Genomic DNA, 16232 nt, shown 5'->3' with positions numbered 1-16232 from the left:
CGCCGAATTTTTTCGACAGAACTGTCGCGATCGCTGCTGTCAGTGTGGTTTTGCCGTGATCAACGTGACCAATTGTGCCTACGTTTACGTGCGGCTTGGTGCGCTCGAACTTACCTTTTGCCATTTTATTCTTCCTTCAAAAAGAACGATTTATCAACAATAGAAAACCTACCCCGGCATGGGGCAGGCCTTTGATTCTTTATTACTTAGCTTTGGATGTGACGATCGCGTCGATAACATTCTTCGGCGCTTCAGAGTAGTGCTTGAATTCCATCGAGTACGTTGCGCGACCTTGGGTAGCAGAACGCAGCGACGTGGAATAACCAAACATCTCAGACAAAGGCACTTCAGCTTTGATGATCTTGCCACCGCCACCAGCGATTTCGTCCATACCCTGAACCATACCGCGACGTGAAGATAAATCACCCATGACTGTACCAGCGTAGTCTTCAGGTGTTTCAACTTCAACCGCCATCATTGGTTCCAGGATAACTGGGCTTGCTTTACGGCAGCCATCTTTGAACGCCATCGAACCCGCCATACGGAAGGCATTTTCGTTGGAGTCAACGTCATGGTAAGAACCGAAGAACAGTGTGACTTTAACGTCAACCACTGGATAGCCAGCCAATACACCGGAAGTCAGCGTTTCACGCACACCTTTTTCAACTGCAGGGATGTATTCGCGTGGAACTGTACCGCCTTTGATCGCGTCAACGAATTCAAAGCCTTTACCTGGTTCTTGCGGTTCGATCTTCAGAACAACGTGACCGTACTGACCACGACCACCAGATTGCTTAACGAATTTACCTTCGATTTCTTCGCAAGTTTTGCGGATAGTTTCGCGGTAGGCAACTTGTGGTTTACCCACTGTCGCTTCAACGTTGAATTCACGCTTCATACGGTCAACGATAATATCCAGATGCAACTCGCCCATACCGGCGATAATTGTTTGACCAGATTCTTCGTCAGTACGTACGCGGAAAGATGGATCTTCAGCAGCCAGACGGTTCAATGCCAGACCCATTTTCTCTTGGTCGGCTTTGGTTTTTGGCTCAACTGCCTGAGAAATAACTGGCTCTGGGAATATCATGCGTTCCAGAACAACAATTGCTTTTTCATCACACAGCGTATCACCAGTGGTTGTGTCTTTCAGACCAACCACCGCAGCGATATCACCCGCCATCATTTCTTTGATTTCTTCACGTTGGTTCGCGTGCATTTGAACCAGACGGCCGATACGTTCTTTTTTCTCTTTAACAGAGTTGTAAACGCTGTCGCCAGAATTCAATGTGCCAGAGTAGCAACGGATAAAGCACAATTGACCAACGAATGGATCAGTTGCGATCTTGAATGCCAGTGCAGAGAATTTCTCTGTATCTTCAGCTTTACGGACAACTGGTTCGTCATCTTCGTTCAGACCTGGAACCGGTGGGATGTCCAATGGGGATGGCAGGTATTCAACAACCGCATCCAACATCGCCTGCACGCCCTTGTTCTTAAATGCAGTACCGCACATCATAGGAACGATTTCAGAAGCGATAGTACGTTGACGCAAAGCAGCTTTGATTTCTTCTTCAGTCAAATCACCTTCTTCAAGGTATTTATTCATCAGCTCTTCACTGGCTTCAGCGGCTGCTTCAACCATGTTTTCACGCCATTTTTGCGCGTCAGCCAACAGGTTTTCAGGGATATCACGGTATTCGAATTTCATACCTTGAGATGCAGCATCCCAAATGATCGCTTTCATCTTGACCAGATCGATAACGCCTTCGAACAGGTCTTCAGCACCGATAGGTACTTGCAGAGGAACTGGGTTGGCTTTCAAACGTGCACGCATTTGATCGTACACTTTGAAGAAATTCGCGCCAGTACGGTCCATCTTGTTGACGAATGCCAAACGTGGAACTTTGTACTTATTAGCCTGACGCCATACGGTTTCAGACTGAGGCTGCACGCCACCTACTGCACAGTAAACCATGCAGGCACCATCCAGAACACGCATGGAACGTTCAACTTCAATCGTGAAGTCAACGTGGCCTGGTGTATCAATGATGTTGATGTGATGTTCAGGGAAATTGTTCGCCATGCCCTTCCAGAAACATGTCGTCGCAGCGGAAGTGATGGTGATACCACGTTCCTGCTCTTGCTCCATCCAGTCCATGGTGGCGGCGCCATCATGCACTTCACCAATTTTGTGGTTTACACCGGTGTAAAACAGAACACGTTCTGTAGTCGTTGTTTTACCGGCATCAATGTGAGCAGAGATACCGATATTACGGTAACGCTCAATGGGGGTCTTACGGGCCATAGCTAATCCTAAATCTTTTAATGGACAAAACCGAGCGCATTTTTTTACAAAAATCGCGCCCGGCCTGATTCAAAATACTTGCCAGAGCCATTGTATGATTGACACACAATCGCTCCTTACTCTTACTCTTAGAAGCGGAAGTGAGAGAAGGCCTTGTTGGCTTCAGCCATACGATGGACTTCATCACGCTTCTTCATTGCGCCGCCGCGACCTTCTGCGGCTTCCAGCAATTCACCACCCAAACGTTGTGGCATGGATTTTTCGCTACGCTTGTTAGCGGCTTCACGCAACCAACGCATAGACAAAGCCAGGCGACGAACTGGACGAACTTCTACAGGCACCTGGTAGTTAGCACCACCAACACGGCGGGATTTAACTTCAACCAGCGGTTTGGCGTTGTTGATTGCCAGCGCAAACACTTCCAAAGGATCTTTACCAGATTTTTGTTGGATGTGATCGAATGCGCCGTAGATGATGCCTTCAGCAACAGATTTCTTGCCGGACAACATCAATACGTTTACAAATTTTGCTACTTCTACATTACCGAATTTTGGATCCGGCAGTACGTCCCGTTTCGGGACCTCACGACGACGTGGCATTTCAATTCCTTTCAATCTTCAGTTGAGTACAAAGCAACATTTTGCTTCACACTCGCGACAGGCCATCATAACCAGTCACTTACTCGGCTTATTCCAAACCGACACTGATCCGTAATAGATTACGGAGATTAAATTACGAGATAATTACTTCTTAACTGCCTTAGCACGCTTAGCACCATATTTGGAGCGAGCTTGCTTACGGTCTTTAACGCCTTGAGTATCCAAAGCACCACGAACCATATGGTAACGAACACCTGGCAAATCCTTTACACGACCACCGCGCAGCAATACCACGCTATGTTCTTGCAGGTTATGACCTTCACCGCCGATGTACGAAATAACTTCGAAACCGTTGGTCAGGCGAACTTTGGCAACTTTACGCAAAGCCGAGTTAGGCTTTTTTGGAGTTGTCGTATAAACGCGGGTGCAAACGCCACGTTTTTGCGGGCTGTTTTCCAGCGCCGGCGATTTGCTTTTAACACGTGCAGAAACACGTGGTTGGCGAATCAGTTGATTGATGGTTGGCATCGTTTTTAATCCAACAAAATACAACGTTAAACACAAACCCGGAAACGGTTGCCCGGGAACTTAAAATCATTTTTTGCCTGAATCCTCAGGCCACCCCGACTTGGCTGACATCTTTTGCCTGCTTTTTAAGCATTGCAACACGTGGGACAAGCTGCCATAAGCTGACGATTTAGCGTAACCATACGGCGCACAAGCACATGAAACAACAATAGAAAATACAAACCCAAAATCGAGAACTCGCAATTTTATGCCCTGATGGACAAGCCTGTCAACGCTTTTTATTTCTTAAATTCAAGCGCTTAGCTGAAATAGCGGGTCTTTCAGAGTAGAGAATTTCGCCGAAAAAGCAAGTTATAACTAGGGACAAGGGATCCTGGCAGGCTGCCGCAGTCAACATATCCTTAAATTCCGCGGCGTTCTGGCCGCGGGGGTGTGACCTGTCTTTCAGGCAAAGCGGTCCTCCCATCGCGCAGGCTGACCAGGTTTCAACCCCATTCGCTGGCCTAAAAGATAGGTCAACACGCCCGAATCTAAATCATTTACTATTTACGCCCTTGACCCGCCGGAATCCATCGCCCGCCACCACAGCAGCACTGGTAACGATAACGCCGCCCACTTATTCAGCACGCTAAGCAATTTGATAATGCCCACCCCGTTTCGCCCTGCATCACTGTTCCTGATCGTCAGTTACCTGCTGATTTCGGCCTTGCCATTTTTTCCACTCCTGCAGGGTCAGGCGGTGGACAAGCCCTATCATTTGTTGGCGATGGAAGTGCTGTCCTGGCTGGGATGCTGGGCTTTGCTGCAAAAACCGCGCTGGTTTCACTATCTGTTGTTGCCAGCATTCTTTGCCCTGCCGACAGAAATTTACCTGCGCCTATACTTTGGCCAGGGTATTTCCACGCACCACCTGGGCATCATGGTCGAAACCAGCCCCAAAGAGGCAATGGAATTTCTTGGTAATAAGGTCTGGCTGCTCCTGCTGATTGTCATTGCCGTCATCGCGTGGTGGTGGAGTCTGCTAAAAATAGCATGTGCTCACCATCACTGGGATTGGCAGCACCGTTCACGCTGGCTGGTGCTAGCGGCATTTGTTGTGGGCCTGGGGCTATGGTTTTATGGCGAGCAGGTCGGTGTTGCAGAAAAGCCGGCCTCTGCCAGCGCCAGCACATCGGCTTCGGACGCAGATGAAGAAGATGATGAAGACGACGACAGCAGCGCATCCGCGTCTGCCAGTGCGTCTGCCAGCACATCGGCCAGCGCCTCTGCCGACAGCATGAGTGCCTGGGCCAAGAGCCTGAAGAAGCAGTTGCCTTTGTTGCCATACTGGGCGCAGATCCCGTATGACGAAGAAATTTATATACGCACCTGGCCTTTTGGCCTGAGCTTGCGGGCTGCCGACTTTTGGAATGAGCGCGATTACTTGTCCAGGCTATCTGAAAAAAGCCGTGACTTCCGGTTTCAGGCGCACCTGGATGGGAATCCGGAATTGCCACAAACCGTGGTCATGGTCATCGGTGAATCCTCGCGCTTTGACCGCTGGAGCCTGAATGGCTATGAACGCGATACCAATCCCCTGCTTAAACAGGAAAACAACCTGGTCAGCTTCAGCGATGTGGTCACGGCAGTTTCGGCCACCCGCCTGTCGGTGCCGATTATTGTGTCGCGCAAGCCGGCAGCACAAAGCCTGAAAGCCGGGTTTTCAGAAAAATCCTTCCTGACGGCCTTCAAGGAAGCCGGCTTTAAAACCTATTGGCTATCGAACCAGATGAGCTTTGGGCAATTTGATACCCCGACCTCGGTATTTGCCAAAGAGGCCGATGTCACCCAGTTCCTGAATCTGGGCGGATTTACCAATAGTTCGAATCTGGATCAGATTTTGCTGGAACCCATGGCCAATGCCATGCGTGATCCGGCACCGAAAAAACTGATCGTCCTGCATACCCTGGGTAATCACTGGAACTACAGTCATCGCCACCCTGCTTCTTTCGACAAATGGAAGCCCTCTTTATATGGAGTGGCCAATCCCGCCTATACCGATTTGAAAAACAAGCAGGCGCTGAACAATAGTTATGACAATTCCATCCTGTATACCGACTGGATACTGTCAGAAGTCATACAGAAGCTGAAGACCAGCCAGCAAATCACGTCCCTGCTGTTTATCTCTGACCACGGCCAGACCCTGTACGACGGTACCTGCAACCTGGCCTTCCATGGCCATAACACCCAGTATGAATTCCATGTCCCGGCCTTCGTCTGGTATTCAGATGCGTATCAGGAGCAATTCCCCAACAAGATCATACAACTGCGGCTGCACCAGAAAGCCCGGTTATCTACCGAGAACGTGTTCCACAGCCTGCTGGATATGGCGAATATCCGCTATCCCGATGAAAAGCTGGAATGGAGCATACTTAGCCAAAAGCTGAAAGCACATACGCGCTATGTCGACAGCTATGGCTGGACCGATTACGACAACGCCACCTTCAAAGGTGATTGCCGTGAAGTAATGGACAAGAAGACCCCGCTAACGCAAGAGAAATAAAACACAGGAGAAATAAAGTAGTCAGTAACACTGTGCCTGACTGGCTTTCATTGCAGTAAATACACTTTGTCACTTACACTTGCGCCATGCCACACGAGATCGTGCCCACCCTGCAATTCACTCACCAGCAACAGCCGACCGCCATCGTGGCAGGAGCCTGGCTGGTGCATGTCCTGTCGGGTACTGCCACCATGCATGAAATCAGCGCGCAACTCGACAAGGCTACGCAACAACCAGACCTGCATTGGGATTTGTCACAGATCAGCAGCCTCGATCATATAGGCGCGCAAATGCTGTGGCGGGCCTGGGGCAAGCAAAGGCCGCGGCAACTCACCATGCAAAGCGCGCATGAGGGTTTGTTTCTCAGGCTGGAACAGGTCAGCCGGATCAGCATCCCAGGTTCACCCAAGTCACGCCTGACGCGCACCATGCTGCTGGGCAGACAGATGCTGGGTCTGTTCAACCATCTGTATAGCTTTACTGCCTTGCTTGGCCAGTTGATGCTGGATTTGGCGCGCTTTATCCGGCACCCGTTAAAAGGTCCGTGGAAAGAATTGTCGGCCAACATTTACCGCACTGGTGCCCAGGCCCTGGGCATTACCGCGCTGGTCGGCATTTTGATCGGAGTGGTGTTGTCGTATCTGTCGGCACAACAATTGCGTACCTTTGGTGGTGACCTGTATATCGTCAATATCCTTGGCATGAGTATCATCCGCGAGCTGGGCCCGATGCTCGCCGCCATCCTGGTGGCGGGCCGCTCAGGTTCAGCCATTACGGCACAGCTTGGCGTCATGCGGGTGACCGAAGAACTGGATGCCATGCGTGTCATGGGCATACCCCACGGTTTTCGCCTGATCATGCCGAAAGTGCTGGCGCTGGCTATCGCCATGCCGCTGCTGGTGATCTGGACCGATGTCATGGCGCTGGCTGGCGGTATGATTTCGGCCCAGGCCCTGCTGGGCATGTCACCCGAATTCTTTGTCTATAAATTGCCGGAAGCAGTACCGCTTCTCAATTACTGGATAGGCCTTGGTAAAGGCGTGACCTTTGGCATGTTGATTGCCCTGATCGCCTGTCACTATGGCTTGCGGATAGAACCGAATACCGAAAGCCTGGGCCGCGGCACCACCAATTCCGTAGTGGTGGCGATTACCGTGGTCATCATTGCCGACGCCATATTTGCCATCATTTTCAGCAAGACGGGATATTGATGAAGCAGGAACATATCATCGAAATCCACGGCTTGCGCACCCAGTTTGGTCGTGCCATCATCCATGACCAGTTGGAACTGCAAGTCAGGCGCGGTGAAATATTATCCATCGTCGGCGGTTCGGGTTCAGGCAAGACGGTGCTGCTGCGGCAAATGCTGGGGCTGGAAATACCGAACCGTGGCAGCATCAAGGTATTTGATGAAGACCTGCATGCGCCGCAGGCACACCACCTTGATTACCTGCGCAAGCGTTCCGGCATGCTGTTCCAGCATGGTGCCCTGTATTCAGCCATGAGCGTATTTGACAATGTTGCCCAGCCCATGCGTGAACTGGGCAGCTTGTCTGAAGACCTGATCACCGATCTGGTGTACCTGAAATTGCATATGGTGGATATTGCCTTTGAGCATGCACACAAGATGCCGTCCGACCTGTCTGGCGGCATGATCAAGCGGATTGCGCTGGCGCGCGCACTGGCGCTGGACCCGGAGCTGCTGTTTCTGGACGAACCCACCGCCGGGCTGGACCCGGACCGGTCCGACAGCTTTGTCGACCTGATATTATCGCTGCATCAGCAATTACGCCTGACCGTCATCATGGTGACGCATGACCTGGACAGTCTGTTTGCCCTGTCCAGCCGGATTGCGGTGCTGGCAGAAAAACACGTGGTCACCATCGGTAGCCCGCAAGAAGTGCTGGCGTTTCAGCATCCATTCATTACCAGTTTCTTTCGTGGCGGACGCGGTCAGCGCGCCATGGAAGTACTGTCATCAACCCCGCATCAGGAAATGTAAGCTATGGAAAACAGATCTCATGCGCTCATGGCCGGCTTTTTTACCATTGCCCTGCTGATATTGGCGACGGTATTGGCGATCTGGCTGGGGCGCGACAAAATCAAACGGGTACCGTATGAAGTCGCCACCAAGATGGCGGTGTCCGGCCTGAACCTGCAGGCTGCGGTGCGTTATAAAGGCATCAAGGTTGGTAATGTCACCGACATCGATTTTGATGACAAAACCCCAGGGCAAATTATCTTGCGGCTGGAAATCATTCCCGATGCGCCGGTCACCAGTTCCACCTATGCCACCCTGGGTTACCAGGGCGTGACCGGCATTGCCTTTGTACAACTTGACGATGACGGCAGCTCCAAGCAGTTGCTGGTCGCCGACGGTGCTGTCATCAATACGGATGCGCCGCCGCGCATACCGATGCGTCCTGGCATGATGCAGAATCTGGAACAACGCGGCCAGGCCATCCTCACACAAACCGAAGAACTGACACGTCGCCTGAACAATATGTTTGATCCGGCCAACCAGAAATCGCTGATGACAGCCATCGAGAATTTTGGTAAAGCATCGGCCGCCTGGAAGGCTGTACCCGACAAGCTCGACCCTGCCCTGGCCCGCATACCCGAACTGGCAGAGCAAGCCAAGGCCACGCTAAAATCCATCAACGGGCTGGCATCGGATGCCAGCAAGCTCAGCAATAACCTGAATCAGTTTGCCACCAACCTGCAGGCAGCAGATGGCCCGCTGGCACGCTTCAACCAGGCCATGGACAGGGTCAGCGACAGCCTGATCATCGATACCCTGCCACGCGTACAAACGCTGACCAGTGAAACACGGGCCACCATGCGCTCCATCAAACGGGTATCAGAAAGCCTCAATGACAGGCCACAAAGCCTGTTGTTTGGCCCGCCGACACAGACCCCTGGCCCCGGCGAGCCCGGTTTTGTCGCCCCCAAATAAAGGAATTCGCATGAACTATCGACATCTGCACCAACAGCTTGCACGCCTGCGCGCAATGATCAGCATCAGCCTGTTTGCCATCCTGTCCGCCTGTTCCAGCACCCCTGTCGCACAACGTCAGCAATATGACTTTGGCCCCTGGTTGGCAGAAACGCCTGCCACACCCTTGCCTGGCAGACTGCAATTCAGCCTGACGGAGATTGCCGTCCCGGCTGCACTGGAAAGCAATGCCATGTTATATCGCCTGCAGTATGACAATGTCCAGCAGCTCAAAGCCTATTCCCAGCATCGCTGGAGCATGCCGCCCGCGCAACTGTTGGCACAACGCTTGAAAACCCGTATGGCTAACCAGGGCAGCGATGTCATGCTCAATACTGAAGCGGCCTCGCTATTCCCGGTATTGCGCATAGAACTGGAAGAGTTTTCACAAATCTTCAGCAGCCCGAATCAAAGCCATGCACAAATCAGCCTGCGTGCCAGCCTGGTCAAAGGCCGTCAATTGCTGGCACAGAAAAGCTTCCAGCAAAAAGTAAATGCAGCCAGCGCCGATGCCCCCGGCGGTGCCAAAGCCATGCAGGAAGCTGCTGACGCCAGCATTGATGCACTACAAACCTGGATCAAAAGCCTGCCATTGAATTAAGCCAAAAACCCAAGCTCCCAGCCCAAACCCAAGTTCAAACGCCAGCGCATGCAGCCCAGCCCATCAACTGAAGCAGTCAGCTCACAGCACAGTTCACCCTTTGCCAGGGTAAGTCTGGCGGCTTACCTGTTTTTGATCATGTATGCCAGCTGGTATCCGTTCACCGGGTGGCAAGCCAATAACTGGGCCGCCTTGCCGGATGTCATTCAGCAATGGCCAAGGTACTGGACCGGCTTTGATGCTGCCATCAACGTAGTTGGCTATATTCCTTTTGGCATATTGATCGTGTTTGCGCTGTATCCACTGGTCACCCGCTGGTGGGCGGCGCTGCTGGCCACCCTGAGCGGTGTCATGGTTTCCGCCACGGCGGAAGTGGTGCAATACTTTTTGCCCAGCCGTGTCACCTCCTTGCTGGACTTTCTGACCAATGCCTCCGGTGCCATGCTGGGTGCAATACTGGGTGCCCTGCTGACCCCGCTGATACTGGAAAAAGGCCGCCTGCAACTCTTGCGCAAGCAATGGACTTACAGGGAATCCAGCCGTGAATTTCTGGTGCTTGCGCTGTGGACCATGGCGCAGATTTATCCGCAGGCCTACCTGTTCGGCCTGGGGCAAATCCTGCCCGTCATTTCACAAAGCCTGAGTGAAATGCTGGACACGGATATTGATATCAGCAATTTCCTGCTGCAGGGCTTTGAGCCCAGCGCGGATGAATATTTGATGTCCGAAGCCATCATCACTGCCTGCAGTTGTACCGGTGCCTTGCTGATCTGCCTCAGCATACTGAACCGCAATGCCCCCAAATCTGTACTGGCCAGCCTGTTATTACTGGGCGCGCTGATCATCAAATCGCTGGCCAGTGCGCTGCTGTTCAAGCCTGAATATGCGTTTGCCTGGCTGACCCCGGGTGCGCGTGGCGGCCTGCTGATCAGCATCATCATGCTGTATGGCTTTTCTTTTGCACCGGCGCAGGTACAGAAACGGCTGGCACTGGTATTGCTGACGATTTCCCTGATCGTATTGAATCTGGTGTCCGACAACCCCTACTTCGCTGCCACCATGCAGACCTGGGTGCAGGGCAAGTTTCTGAACTTTAATGGGGCGGCACAATTCCTGTCGGTGTTCTGGCCTTTCCTGGCAATCTGGGCCCTGTTACGAAAACCAGCCAGCAGTTGAAACCTGGCTTCCTGCCCCTGCCTGCGCAATTGCAGTATCATAGTGGGCTTCAACTACTGCCATCCGGCGGCGCAATCTCAAATTACCTCAGGTAAGCCCAGGTTGCATGATCCGCAGGCTGAATAATCTATGTCTGAAGCTCTCTATTTTCAAAAACACGTTTTCTTCTGCCTGAACCAGCGTGAAGATGGTCGCCCATGCTGTGCCGACCGTGGCGCACAGGCAGCACAGGAACACGCAAAACGCCGCATCAAACAGCTGGACATGAATGGTCACGGCAAAATCCGCATCAACAAGGCCGGCTGCCTGGACCGCTGCGAAGAAGGTCCGGTGATGGTGGTCTATCCGCAAGGCACCTGGTACACCTATGTTGATCAAAGCGATATTGATGAAATCATTGACGTTGACCTGATGGGCGGCGGCGTGGTCGAACGTCTCAAGATCTGAATCCCATGAATGCCCAAACCGAACACTTTTTTATACAGGGCGCAGCAGGACAATTGCAATGCGCGCTGGATCTGCCAGACCCCGAAACCCATGCCAGCCCTGTGGGCCTGGCCCTGGTAGCCCATCCGCACCCGCTGTTTGGCGGCACCATGGACAATAAAGTCGCCCAGACCCTGGCGCGCACTTTTACTGGCCTGGGTTATGCTGCGGTACGCATGAATTTTCGTGGCGTTGACCAGTCTGCCGGCACTTACGATGCTGGCATGGGTGAAACTGATGACATGGAATTATTGCTGAATGCCATGCGCGCACGGTTTCCGGGCCTGCCGCTGGCTTTGGCCGGTTTTTCCTTCGGTACCTTTGTGCAGGCCCGTCTGCAACAGCGCCTGCAAGAACGCGGCCAGCCCGCAGAACGCCTGGCCCTGGTCGGCGCGGCTGCCGGCAAATGGGATATGCCATCGATACCCGCGAATACCATTTTGGTCCATGGCGAACTGGACGATACCATACCCCTGAGTGCAGTACTGGACTGGCTGCGCCCGCAGGATATCCCTGTCACCGTGATACCTGGGGCCGAGCATTTCTTTCACCGCCGCCTGCACCATATCAAACAACTCATCACCAGCATGTGGGATAAAGCCTGATGATGTCAGTACCAGATTCGCCCCCTCAGCCGCCCCGCTGAGGATGTAGATTATTTGTTTTTTGTCACCTCTTGTTTTTGTCACCTCTTGTATTACTAGCTACTCAAATGAAAAAATTCCTCTCCTCTATTGCCGTATCGCTGCTGACCATCACAGCTGCCGTCGCGCAAACCCTGCCAGCGCCGACTATCGCCTCCAAGTCCTGGCTCTTGCTTGACACCACCAGTAATCAGGTGATCGCCGCGCAAGAACCAACGATGAGTGTAGAACCCGCTTCGCTGACCAAGATCATGACCGCTTACCTGGTGTTCGCTGCCCTGAAGGACAAGAAACTGGACCTGAACCAGAGCATCAATGTCTCGACCCGCGCCTGGAAAGTCGATGGCAGCAGTTCCAAGATGTTTATCGAGCCGAACAAGCCAGTCACCATCAATGAATTGCTGTATGGTCTGATCGTACAATCCGGCAATGATGCCGCCGTCGCGCTGGCAGAAACCGTGGCCGGCAGCGAAGAAGCCTTCGTTGTGCAAATGAACCGTGAAGCCGAACGCATGGGCCTGAAAGCCACGCGCTTTGCCAATCCGCATGGTTTGCCCAGCAAGGACAATTATTCCACTGCCCAGGATTTGTCTACCCTGGCAGCGCGCCTGATCGTCGATTTTCCCGAGTTTTATAAAACCTATTACTCGACCAAGAGCTATACCTATAACAAGATCACCCAGCCCAACCGCAACCGCCTGTTGTGGCTGGACCCAAGCGTGGACGGTATGAAAACCGGCCACACCACTGGTGGTGGGTATAGCCTGGTTTCATCTGCCAGCCGCCCAAATGGCACGGGCACACGTCGCCTGATTTCGGTCGTCATCGGTACCGACAGCGACCAGGTAAGAGCACAAGAAAGCCTGAAATTACTGAACTGGGGCTTCCTGAACTTCGACACCCTGAAGCTGTATGAAAAAGGTCAGTCCATAGCCACACCGGAAGTCTGGAAAGGCACGCAGGCACAGATCAAGATCGGCTTTGACCGCGACCTGTACGTGACCCTGCCAAAAGGTGCGGCTGCCAAACTGAAGCCGGCGCTGGAACGCAAAGACCCGCTGGTCGCGCCCGTGGCGATCAACAGCAAGGTTGGTACCGTAAAAATGATGCTGGATGGCAAAGCCGTTGCCGAATTCCCGGTATTGGCGCTGGAACAGGTCAATCAGGCCAGCATCTTTGGTCGCGCCTGGGATTCAATACGCCTGATGTTTAAATAAACAGCCATAAGCACTTACCCCTTATCAGCACTTAGCCCTTTATAAGCACACTCACCCCTTATGCGCGGCCCTTGGTCTTGGGCCGCGCATAAATCCGGGCTATGCTTGTATGCGTTATTTGCATAAGCGACCCCTTCGTTCTGTGTGAAAATAGCTCTTCTCCTCCTCACTCACGCAGACATCATGAATGATCCCCTGGTATACCTGAATGGCGAAATGACACCCCTGTCCGAAGCCAAAATCCCGGTCCTTGATCGTGGCTTTATTTTTGGCGACGGTATTTATGAAGTCATTCCTGTGTATCAGCGCAAGATGTTCCGTGCTGACCAGCATCTGGCGCGCCTGTTCCGCAGCCTGGCATCCATAGGCATCAACAATCCGCACAGCAAGGAAGAATGGCTGGCCCTGATTACCAAGGTTATGGCGGCCCATGAAGCCGATGACCAGATGGTGTACCTGCAAGTTACCCGTGGCGTGGCCAAGCGTGCGCACGCCTTCCCCAAGGATGTGACGCCAACGGTCTTCATCATGACCAACCCCATCGTGTTGCCGACGGCGGCGGCACGTGAAAACGGGGTTGCCTGTGTGTCGATGGAAGACAAGCGCTGGTTGCGCTGTGAAATCAAATCCATTTCGCTGCTGGGCAATGTGCTGGCGGCACAAAATGCTGCCGAAGAAGGCGTGGCCGAGAGCATACAGTTCCGCGATGGCTATTTGACCGAAGCATCGGCATCGAATGTATGGATAGTCAAGAATGGCGTGCTGATGGGCCCACCAAAAGACAACCTGATACTGGAAGGCATACGCTACGGCCTGATAGAAGAACTGTGCGCCGCCCACCATATCAAGCTGGAAGCCCGCCGCATCAGCCGCGAAGAAGTCTTCGCCGCCGATGAAGTCATGCTGTCATCCGCCACCAAGGAAGTGCTGGCAGTGGTGAAACTGGATGATGCGACCATTGGTGATGGCAAACCCGGTGCCGTCTATCACAAGTTGTATGCGGCTTATCAAGCTGCCAAGGCTACTTGATTTACAACCGTAAAATTTGTGTGTGTAGGTTGTGCCAGGCCTCGCCAGGCTGCGGGGTATCAGTAGGTTGGGCCGGGCCTCGCTAGGCTACGCTTCACCAGCCCAACACTGTGCCGTTGATAAATGTATACGCTATTTTCAGGCCAAGTGTTGAGCTGGCGAATCGTAGCCTGGCAAGGCCCGGCCCAACAAATTTCCAATAAAGTGCATGCTTTTCATGCATGACAATGTCCAGGGCGGTCTATTCACTGTGCTTGAAGTACAGCCCGTCTATTGGAAATGTGGCGCAAGACCCCATATACTGACATTAAGTTATTTTGAAATAGGGAAGTATTATGGAAATGAGACCCATCCCCCCAGAAGAAAGTCTGATTGAATATCCCAGCGATTTCCCCATCAAGATCATGGGACCGATGCACGATGAATTCGCCCAGACCATGGTAGAAGTGGTAACTATCCACGATCCGACCTTTCATGCAGGCAAAGTTGAGATGCGTCCATCCAGCAAAGGCGCTTACTTGTCAGTGACGGTAACTGTGCGTGCTACCAGCCGTGAACAACTGGACAATCTGTACCGTGAACTGTCGTCTCACCCCATGGTGAAATTCGTACTGTAAGACGAATGTCTTCCTGCTTGTCCGCCCATGCTGGCTGACAGGCAGAGCACATCTCATCCTCGACTTTGCACTACATCTGCCTGCTCTCTTCTGCAATTTCATTCAGCAGCCATTCCCTGAAGGCTTTTACTTGCGGTTTCAGCAAGGCATTCGGCGGGTACACCAGGTAATACGCCACCTCGCAGGGGATGTCGATCGTAAACAGGCGTTGCAGCAAACCCGCCTTGATATCTGACTGCACGATAATATGCCGCCCCAGCGCGATGCCCTGCCCATCCACCGCCGCCCTTGCCAGCATCGATGAATCCTGAAACACCAGGCCGCCGGTGGGTTCTTCATTGTCCAGACCGGCTGCGCGAAACCAGGGTTCCCAGGGTTCTCTATCACAGCGCAGCAATTGCATGCTGGCCAGTTCCGCCGGCGTGCGTGGTAACTGTCCACCATGGAAATACGGGCTGGCCACAGGATAATAATAATCCCCCATCAACAGTTCACTGACCATGCCCGGGTAGTTACCCAGCCCAAAGCGTATGCCTATGTCTATCGATTCCCTGGTGTAATCCGTCAAATGGTTACTGGATTGCAGGCTGACTTCCAGATCCGGGAAATGTTCGATGAAACGCCCCAGGCGGGGTGACAGCCAGCGTGCAGCAAAAGAAGGCAAAGCGGTGATGCCCAGGCGTTTTTGCTTGTTGCGGGTTTGCAGCAATTCAGCCGCATTGCCCAGGTCTTGCAAGGCCTGGCGTATGGTGGCGGCAAACTGTTCGCCGTCTGGGGTGATGGAAATGCGCTTGCCATTGCGGATGAACAGGGCAACGCCCAATTCTTCTTCCAGCGCCCGCACCTGATGGCTGATGGCACCATGGGTCAGATGGATTTCATCTGCCGCCCGCGAGAAATTTTCATGCCTGGCAGCGGCCTCGAAGGCGCGCAGGGCCGCTAAATTGGGTAATCGCCTAAAATCCATATTGATGTGAATAAAATTAGCAAGGCAATCAAAAATTACTCGTTTTATTTCCTGATGGCAGCAGACTACAATGCTTTCATCGCGGTGCAACAAATCATATTTTACATAAGCTTAGCAAGAATATTCGGATTGCAGCGCATTTCAGGCAGTAAATACAGGAGCATGGAAATGACAAATAATTTCGCAAACCCATCATACACGATAGCCGCCGGCAACACCCTGTCTGGCCATTCTGAAACAGCCCGTAAAATTGAAGTGGCTTGTGGCCGCGTATGGCTGACCATTGCAGGAAACCAGGACGATTATTGGCTGGCCGCTGGTGAATCCATGGTCATTCCGGCAAATCAGCTGGTGGTGATAGAAGCAGAACAGCAAGCCAGCCTGATCGAATTGTCCGCGGTATCCAGCGTGATTTCGATGAAAAACCAGGACTTCCTGGGTGGCGGCTATCTGCAAAAACTGACGCGCAAGCTGAGCCAGGTATTTGCCTGATTAGCCAAATCAGACAAATAGTCAGACAAAT

General features: G+C 52.6%; 17 protein-coding genes. 12 read left to right on the top strand and 5 right to left on the bottom strand.

Annotated features, from left to right (window positions below; all coding sequences use genetic code 11):
* The 4 genes from ACO0K9_RS20215 to rpsL form a co-directional block, all read right to left on the bottom strand.
* Window positions 1-124, bottom strand: a 124-nt coding sequence (locus tag ACO0K9_RS20215) for a GTP-binding protein (RefSeq protein ID WP_017454492.1), incomplete at its 3' end; no start/stop codon positions are given.
* A 78-nt stretch (window positions 125-202) separates the two neighbouring features.
* Window positions 203-2308 (bottom strand): elongation factor G, encoded by a 2106-nt coding sequence (gene fusA / locus ACO0K9_RS20210; RefSeq protein WP_422987885.1) that lies wholly within the window; start codon window positions 2306-2308, stop codon window positions 203-205.
* Window positions 2309-2436: 128 nt separating this feature from the next.
* Window positions 2437-2907: a 30S ribosomal protein S7 gene (gene rpsG, locus ACO0K9_RS20205; RefSeq protein ID WP_162039546.1), complete on the bottom strand. Its 471-nt coding sequence runs from the start codon at window positions 2905-2907 to the stop codon at window positions 2437-2439.
* 144 nt (window positions 2908-3051) lie between these two features.
* Entirely contained in the window at window positions 3052-3435 is a 384-nt protein-coding gene (rpsL, locus tag ACO0K9_RS20200; protein ID WP_110258019.1) for a 30S ribosomal protein S12, read from the bottom strand.
* Between the two features lie 643 nt (window positions 3436-4078).
* Here rpsL and ACO0K9_RS20195 point away from each other — a divergent pair.
* The 11 genes from ACO0K9_RS20195 (at window position 4079) to ACO0K9_RS20145 (ending at window position 14742) form a co-directional block, all read left to right on the top strand.
* Complete coding sequence (locus tag ACO0K9_RS20195; protein ID WP_422987884.1) at window positions 4079-5977, top strand: phosphoethanolamine transferase; 1899 nt, start codon at window positions 4079-4081, stop codon at window positions 5975-5977.
* Between the two features lie 86 nt (window positions 5978-6063).
* Window positions 6064-7188, top strand: a complete 1125-nt coding sequence (locus ACO0K9_RS20190) for an MlaE family ABC transporter permease (RefSeq protein ID WP_422987883.1) — start codon at window positions 6064-6066, stop codon at window positions 7186-7188.
* On the top strand, window positions 7188-7979 hold the full coding sequence (locus ACO0K9_RS20185; protein WP_422987882.1) for an ABC transporter ATP-binding protein: 792 nt from the start codon (window positions 7188-7190) through the stop codon (window positions 7977-7979). The genes ACO0K9_RS20190 and ACO0K9_RS20185 overlap by 1 nt, the downstream gene beginning before the upstream one ends.
* 3 nt (window positions 7980-7982) lie before the next feature.
* On the top strand, window positions 7983-8933 hold the full coding sequence (locus ACO0K9_RS20180) for an MlaD family protein (RefSeq protein WP_422987881.1): 951 nt from the start codon (window positions 7983-7985) through the stop codon (window positions 8931-8933).
* Between the two features lie 10 nt (window positions 8934-8943).
* Window positions 8944-9573 (top strand): ABC-type transport auxiliary lipoprotein family protein, encoded by a 630-nt coding sequence (locus ACO0K9_RS20175; RefSeq protein ID WP_422987880.1) that lies wholly within the window; start codon window positions 8944-8946, stop codon window positions 9571-9573.
* A 48-nt stretch (window positions 9574-9621) separates the two neighbouring features.
* Window positions 9622-10749 carry a VanZ family protein gene (locus tag ACO0K9_RS20170; protein WP_422987879.1) on the top strand — a complete coding sequence of 376 codons (1128 nt, stop codon included), beginning with the start codon at window positions 9622-9624 and terminating at the stop codon, window positions 10747-10749.
* Window positions 10750-10878: 129 nt separating this feature from the next.
* Window positions 10879-11196, top strand: coding sequence for a (2Fe-2S) ferredoxin domain-containing protein (locus ACO0K9_RS20165; protein WP_422987878.1), 318 nt, complete (start codon window positions 10879-10881; stop codon window positions 11194-11196).
* 5 nt (window positions 11197-11201) lie between these two features.
* The gene (locus ACO0K9_RS20160) at window positions 11202-11840 is read left to right on the top strand and encodes an alpha/beta hydrolase (protein WP_422987877.1); all 639 of its coding nucleotides are present in this window, start codon (window positions 11202-11204) and stop codon (window positions 11838-11840) included.
* A gap of 107 nt (window positions 11841-11947) precedes the next feature.
* Complete coding sequence (locus tag ACO0K9_RS20155) at window positions 11948-13096, top strand: D-alanyl-D-alanine carboxypeptidase family protein (protein WP_422987876.1); 1149 nt, start codon at window positions 11948-11950, stop codon at window positions 13094-13096.
* A 183-nt stretch (window positions 13097-13279) separates the two neighbouring features.
* Entirely contained in the window at window positions 13280-14125 is an 846-nt protein-coding gene (locus ACO0K9_RS20150) for a D-amino acid aminotransferase (RefSeq protein WP_422987875.1), read from the top strand.
* A 335-nt stretch (window positions 14126-14460) separates the two neighbouring features.
* Window positions 14461-14742, top strand: coding sequence for a DUF493 family protein (locus ACO0K9_RS20145; protein ID WP_422987874.1), 282 nt, complete (start codon window positions 14461-14463; stop codon window positions 14740-14742).
* A gap of 70 nt (window positions 14743-14812) precedes the next feature.
* Here ACO0K9_RS20145 and gcvA read toward each other — a convergent pair whose 3' ends face one another.
* Window positions 14813-15709, bottom strand: coding sequence for a transcriptional regulator GcvA (gene gcvA, locus ACO0K9_RS20140; protein ID WP_422987873.1), 897 nt, complete (start codon window positions 15707-15709; stop codon window positions 14813-14815).
* A 168-nt stretch (window positions 15710-15877) separates the two neighbouring features.
* Here gcvA and ACO0K9_RS20135 point away from each other — a divergent pair, with 168 nt between their 5' ends.
* Window positions 15878-16201 (top strand): DUF2917 domain-containing protein, encoded by a 324-nt coding sequence (locus ACO0K9_RS20135; protein WP_422987872.1) that lies wholly within the window; start codon window positions 15878-15880, stop codon window positions 16199-16201.
* The last annotated feature ends 31 nt before the right edge of the window (window positions 16202-16232 follow it).

This window comes from Undibacterium sp. Ji50W, from assembly GCF_049340445.1.
Lineage (GTDB): Bacteria > Pseudomonadota > Gammaproteobacteria > Burkholderiales > Burkholderiaceae_D > Undibacterium.
Note: the sequence above shows the minus strand (reverse complement) of the source record. Positions and strands in the feature narration are given on the sequence as shown.

Bases quoted from the DNA above. Each gene is read 5' to 3' on its own strand.
- ACO0K9_RS20185 (WP_422987882.1), top strand. From the start codon at position 7,188: ATGAAGCAGGAACATATCATCGAAATCCACGGCTTGCGCACCCAGTTT.
- ACO0K9_RS20170 (WP_422987879.1), top strand. From the start codon at position 9,622: ATGCAGCCCAGCCCATCAACTGAAGCAGTCAGCTCACAGCACAGTTCA.
- rpsG (WP_162039546.1), bottom strand. From the start codon at position 2,907: ATGCCACGTCGTCGTGAGGTCCCGAAACGGGACGTACTGCCGGATCCA.
- ACO0K9_RS20145 (WP_422987874.1), top strand. From the start codon at position 14,461: ATGGAAATGAGACCCATCCCCCCAGAAGAAAGTCTGATTGAATATCCC.
- ACO0K9_RS20150 (WP_422987875.1), top strand. From the start codon at position 13,280: ATGAATGATCCCCTGGTATACCTGAATGGCGAAATGACACCCCTGTCC.
- rpsL (WP_110258019.1), bottom strand. From the start codon at position 3,435: ATGCCAACCATCAATCAACTGATTCGCCAACCACGTGTTTCTGCACGT.
- ACO0K9_RS20190 (WP_422987883.1), top strand. From the start codon at position 6,064: ATGCCACACGAGATCGTGCCCACCCTGCAATTCACTCACCAGCAACAG.
- ACO0K9_RS20135 (WP_422987872.1), top strand. From the start codon at position 15,878: ATGACAAATAATTTCGCAAACCCATCATACACGATAGCCGCCGGCAAC.
- ACO0K9_RS20165 (WP_422987878.1), top strand. From the start codon at position 10,879: ATGTCTGAAGCTCTCTATTTTCAAAAACACGTTTTCTTCTGCCTGAAC.
- ACO0K9_RS20155 (WP_422987876.1), top strand. From the start codon at position 11,948: ATGAAAAAATTCCTCTCCTCTATTGCCGTATCGCTGCTGACCATCACA.
- fusA (WP_422987885.1), bottom strand. From the start codon at position 2,308: ATGGCCCGTAAGACCCCCATTGAGCGTTACCGTAATATCGGTATCTCT.
- ACO0K9_RS20195 (WP_422987884.1), top strand. From the start codon at position 4,079: ATGCCCACCCCGTTTCGCCCTGCATCACTGTTCCTGATCGTCAGTTAC.
- gcvA (WP_422987873.1), bottom strand. From the start codon at position 15,709: ATGGATTTTAGGCGATTACCCAATTTAGCGGCCCTGCGCGCCTTCGAG.
- ACO0K9_RS20160 (WP_422987877.1), top strand. From the start codon at position 11,202: ATGAATGCCCAAACCGAACACTTTTTTATACAGGGCGCAGCAGGACAA.
- ACO0K9_RS20175 (WP_422987880.1), top strand. From the start codon at position 8,944: ATGAACTATCGACATCTGCACCAACAGCTTGCACGCCTGCGCGCAATG.
- ACO0K9_RS20180 (WP_422987881.1), top strand. From the start codon at position 7,983: ATGGAAAACAGATCTCATGCGCTCATGGCCGGCTTTTTTACCATTGCC.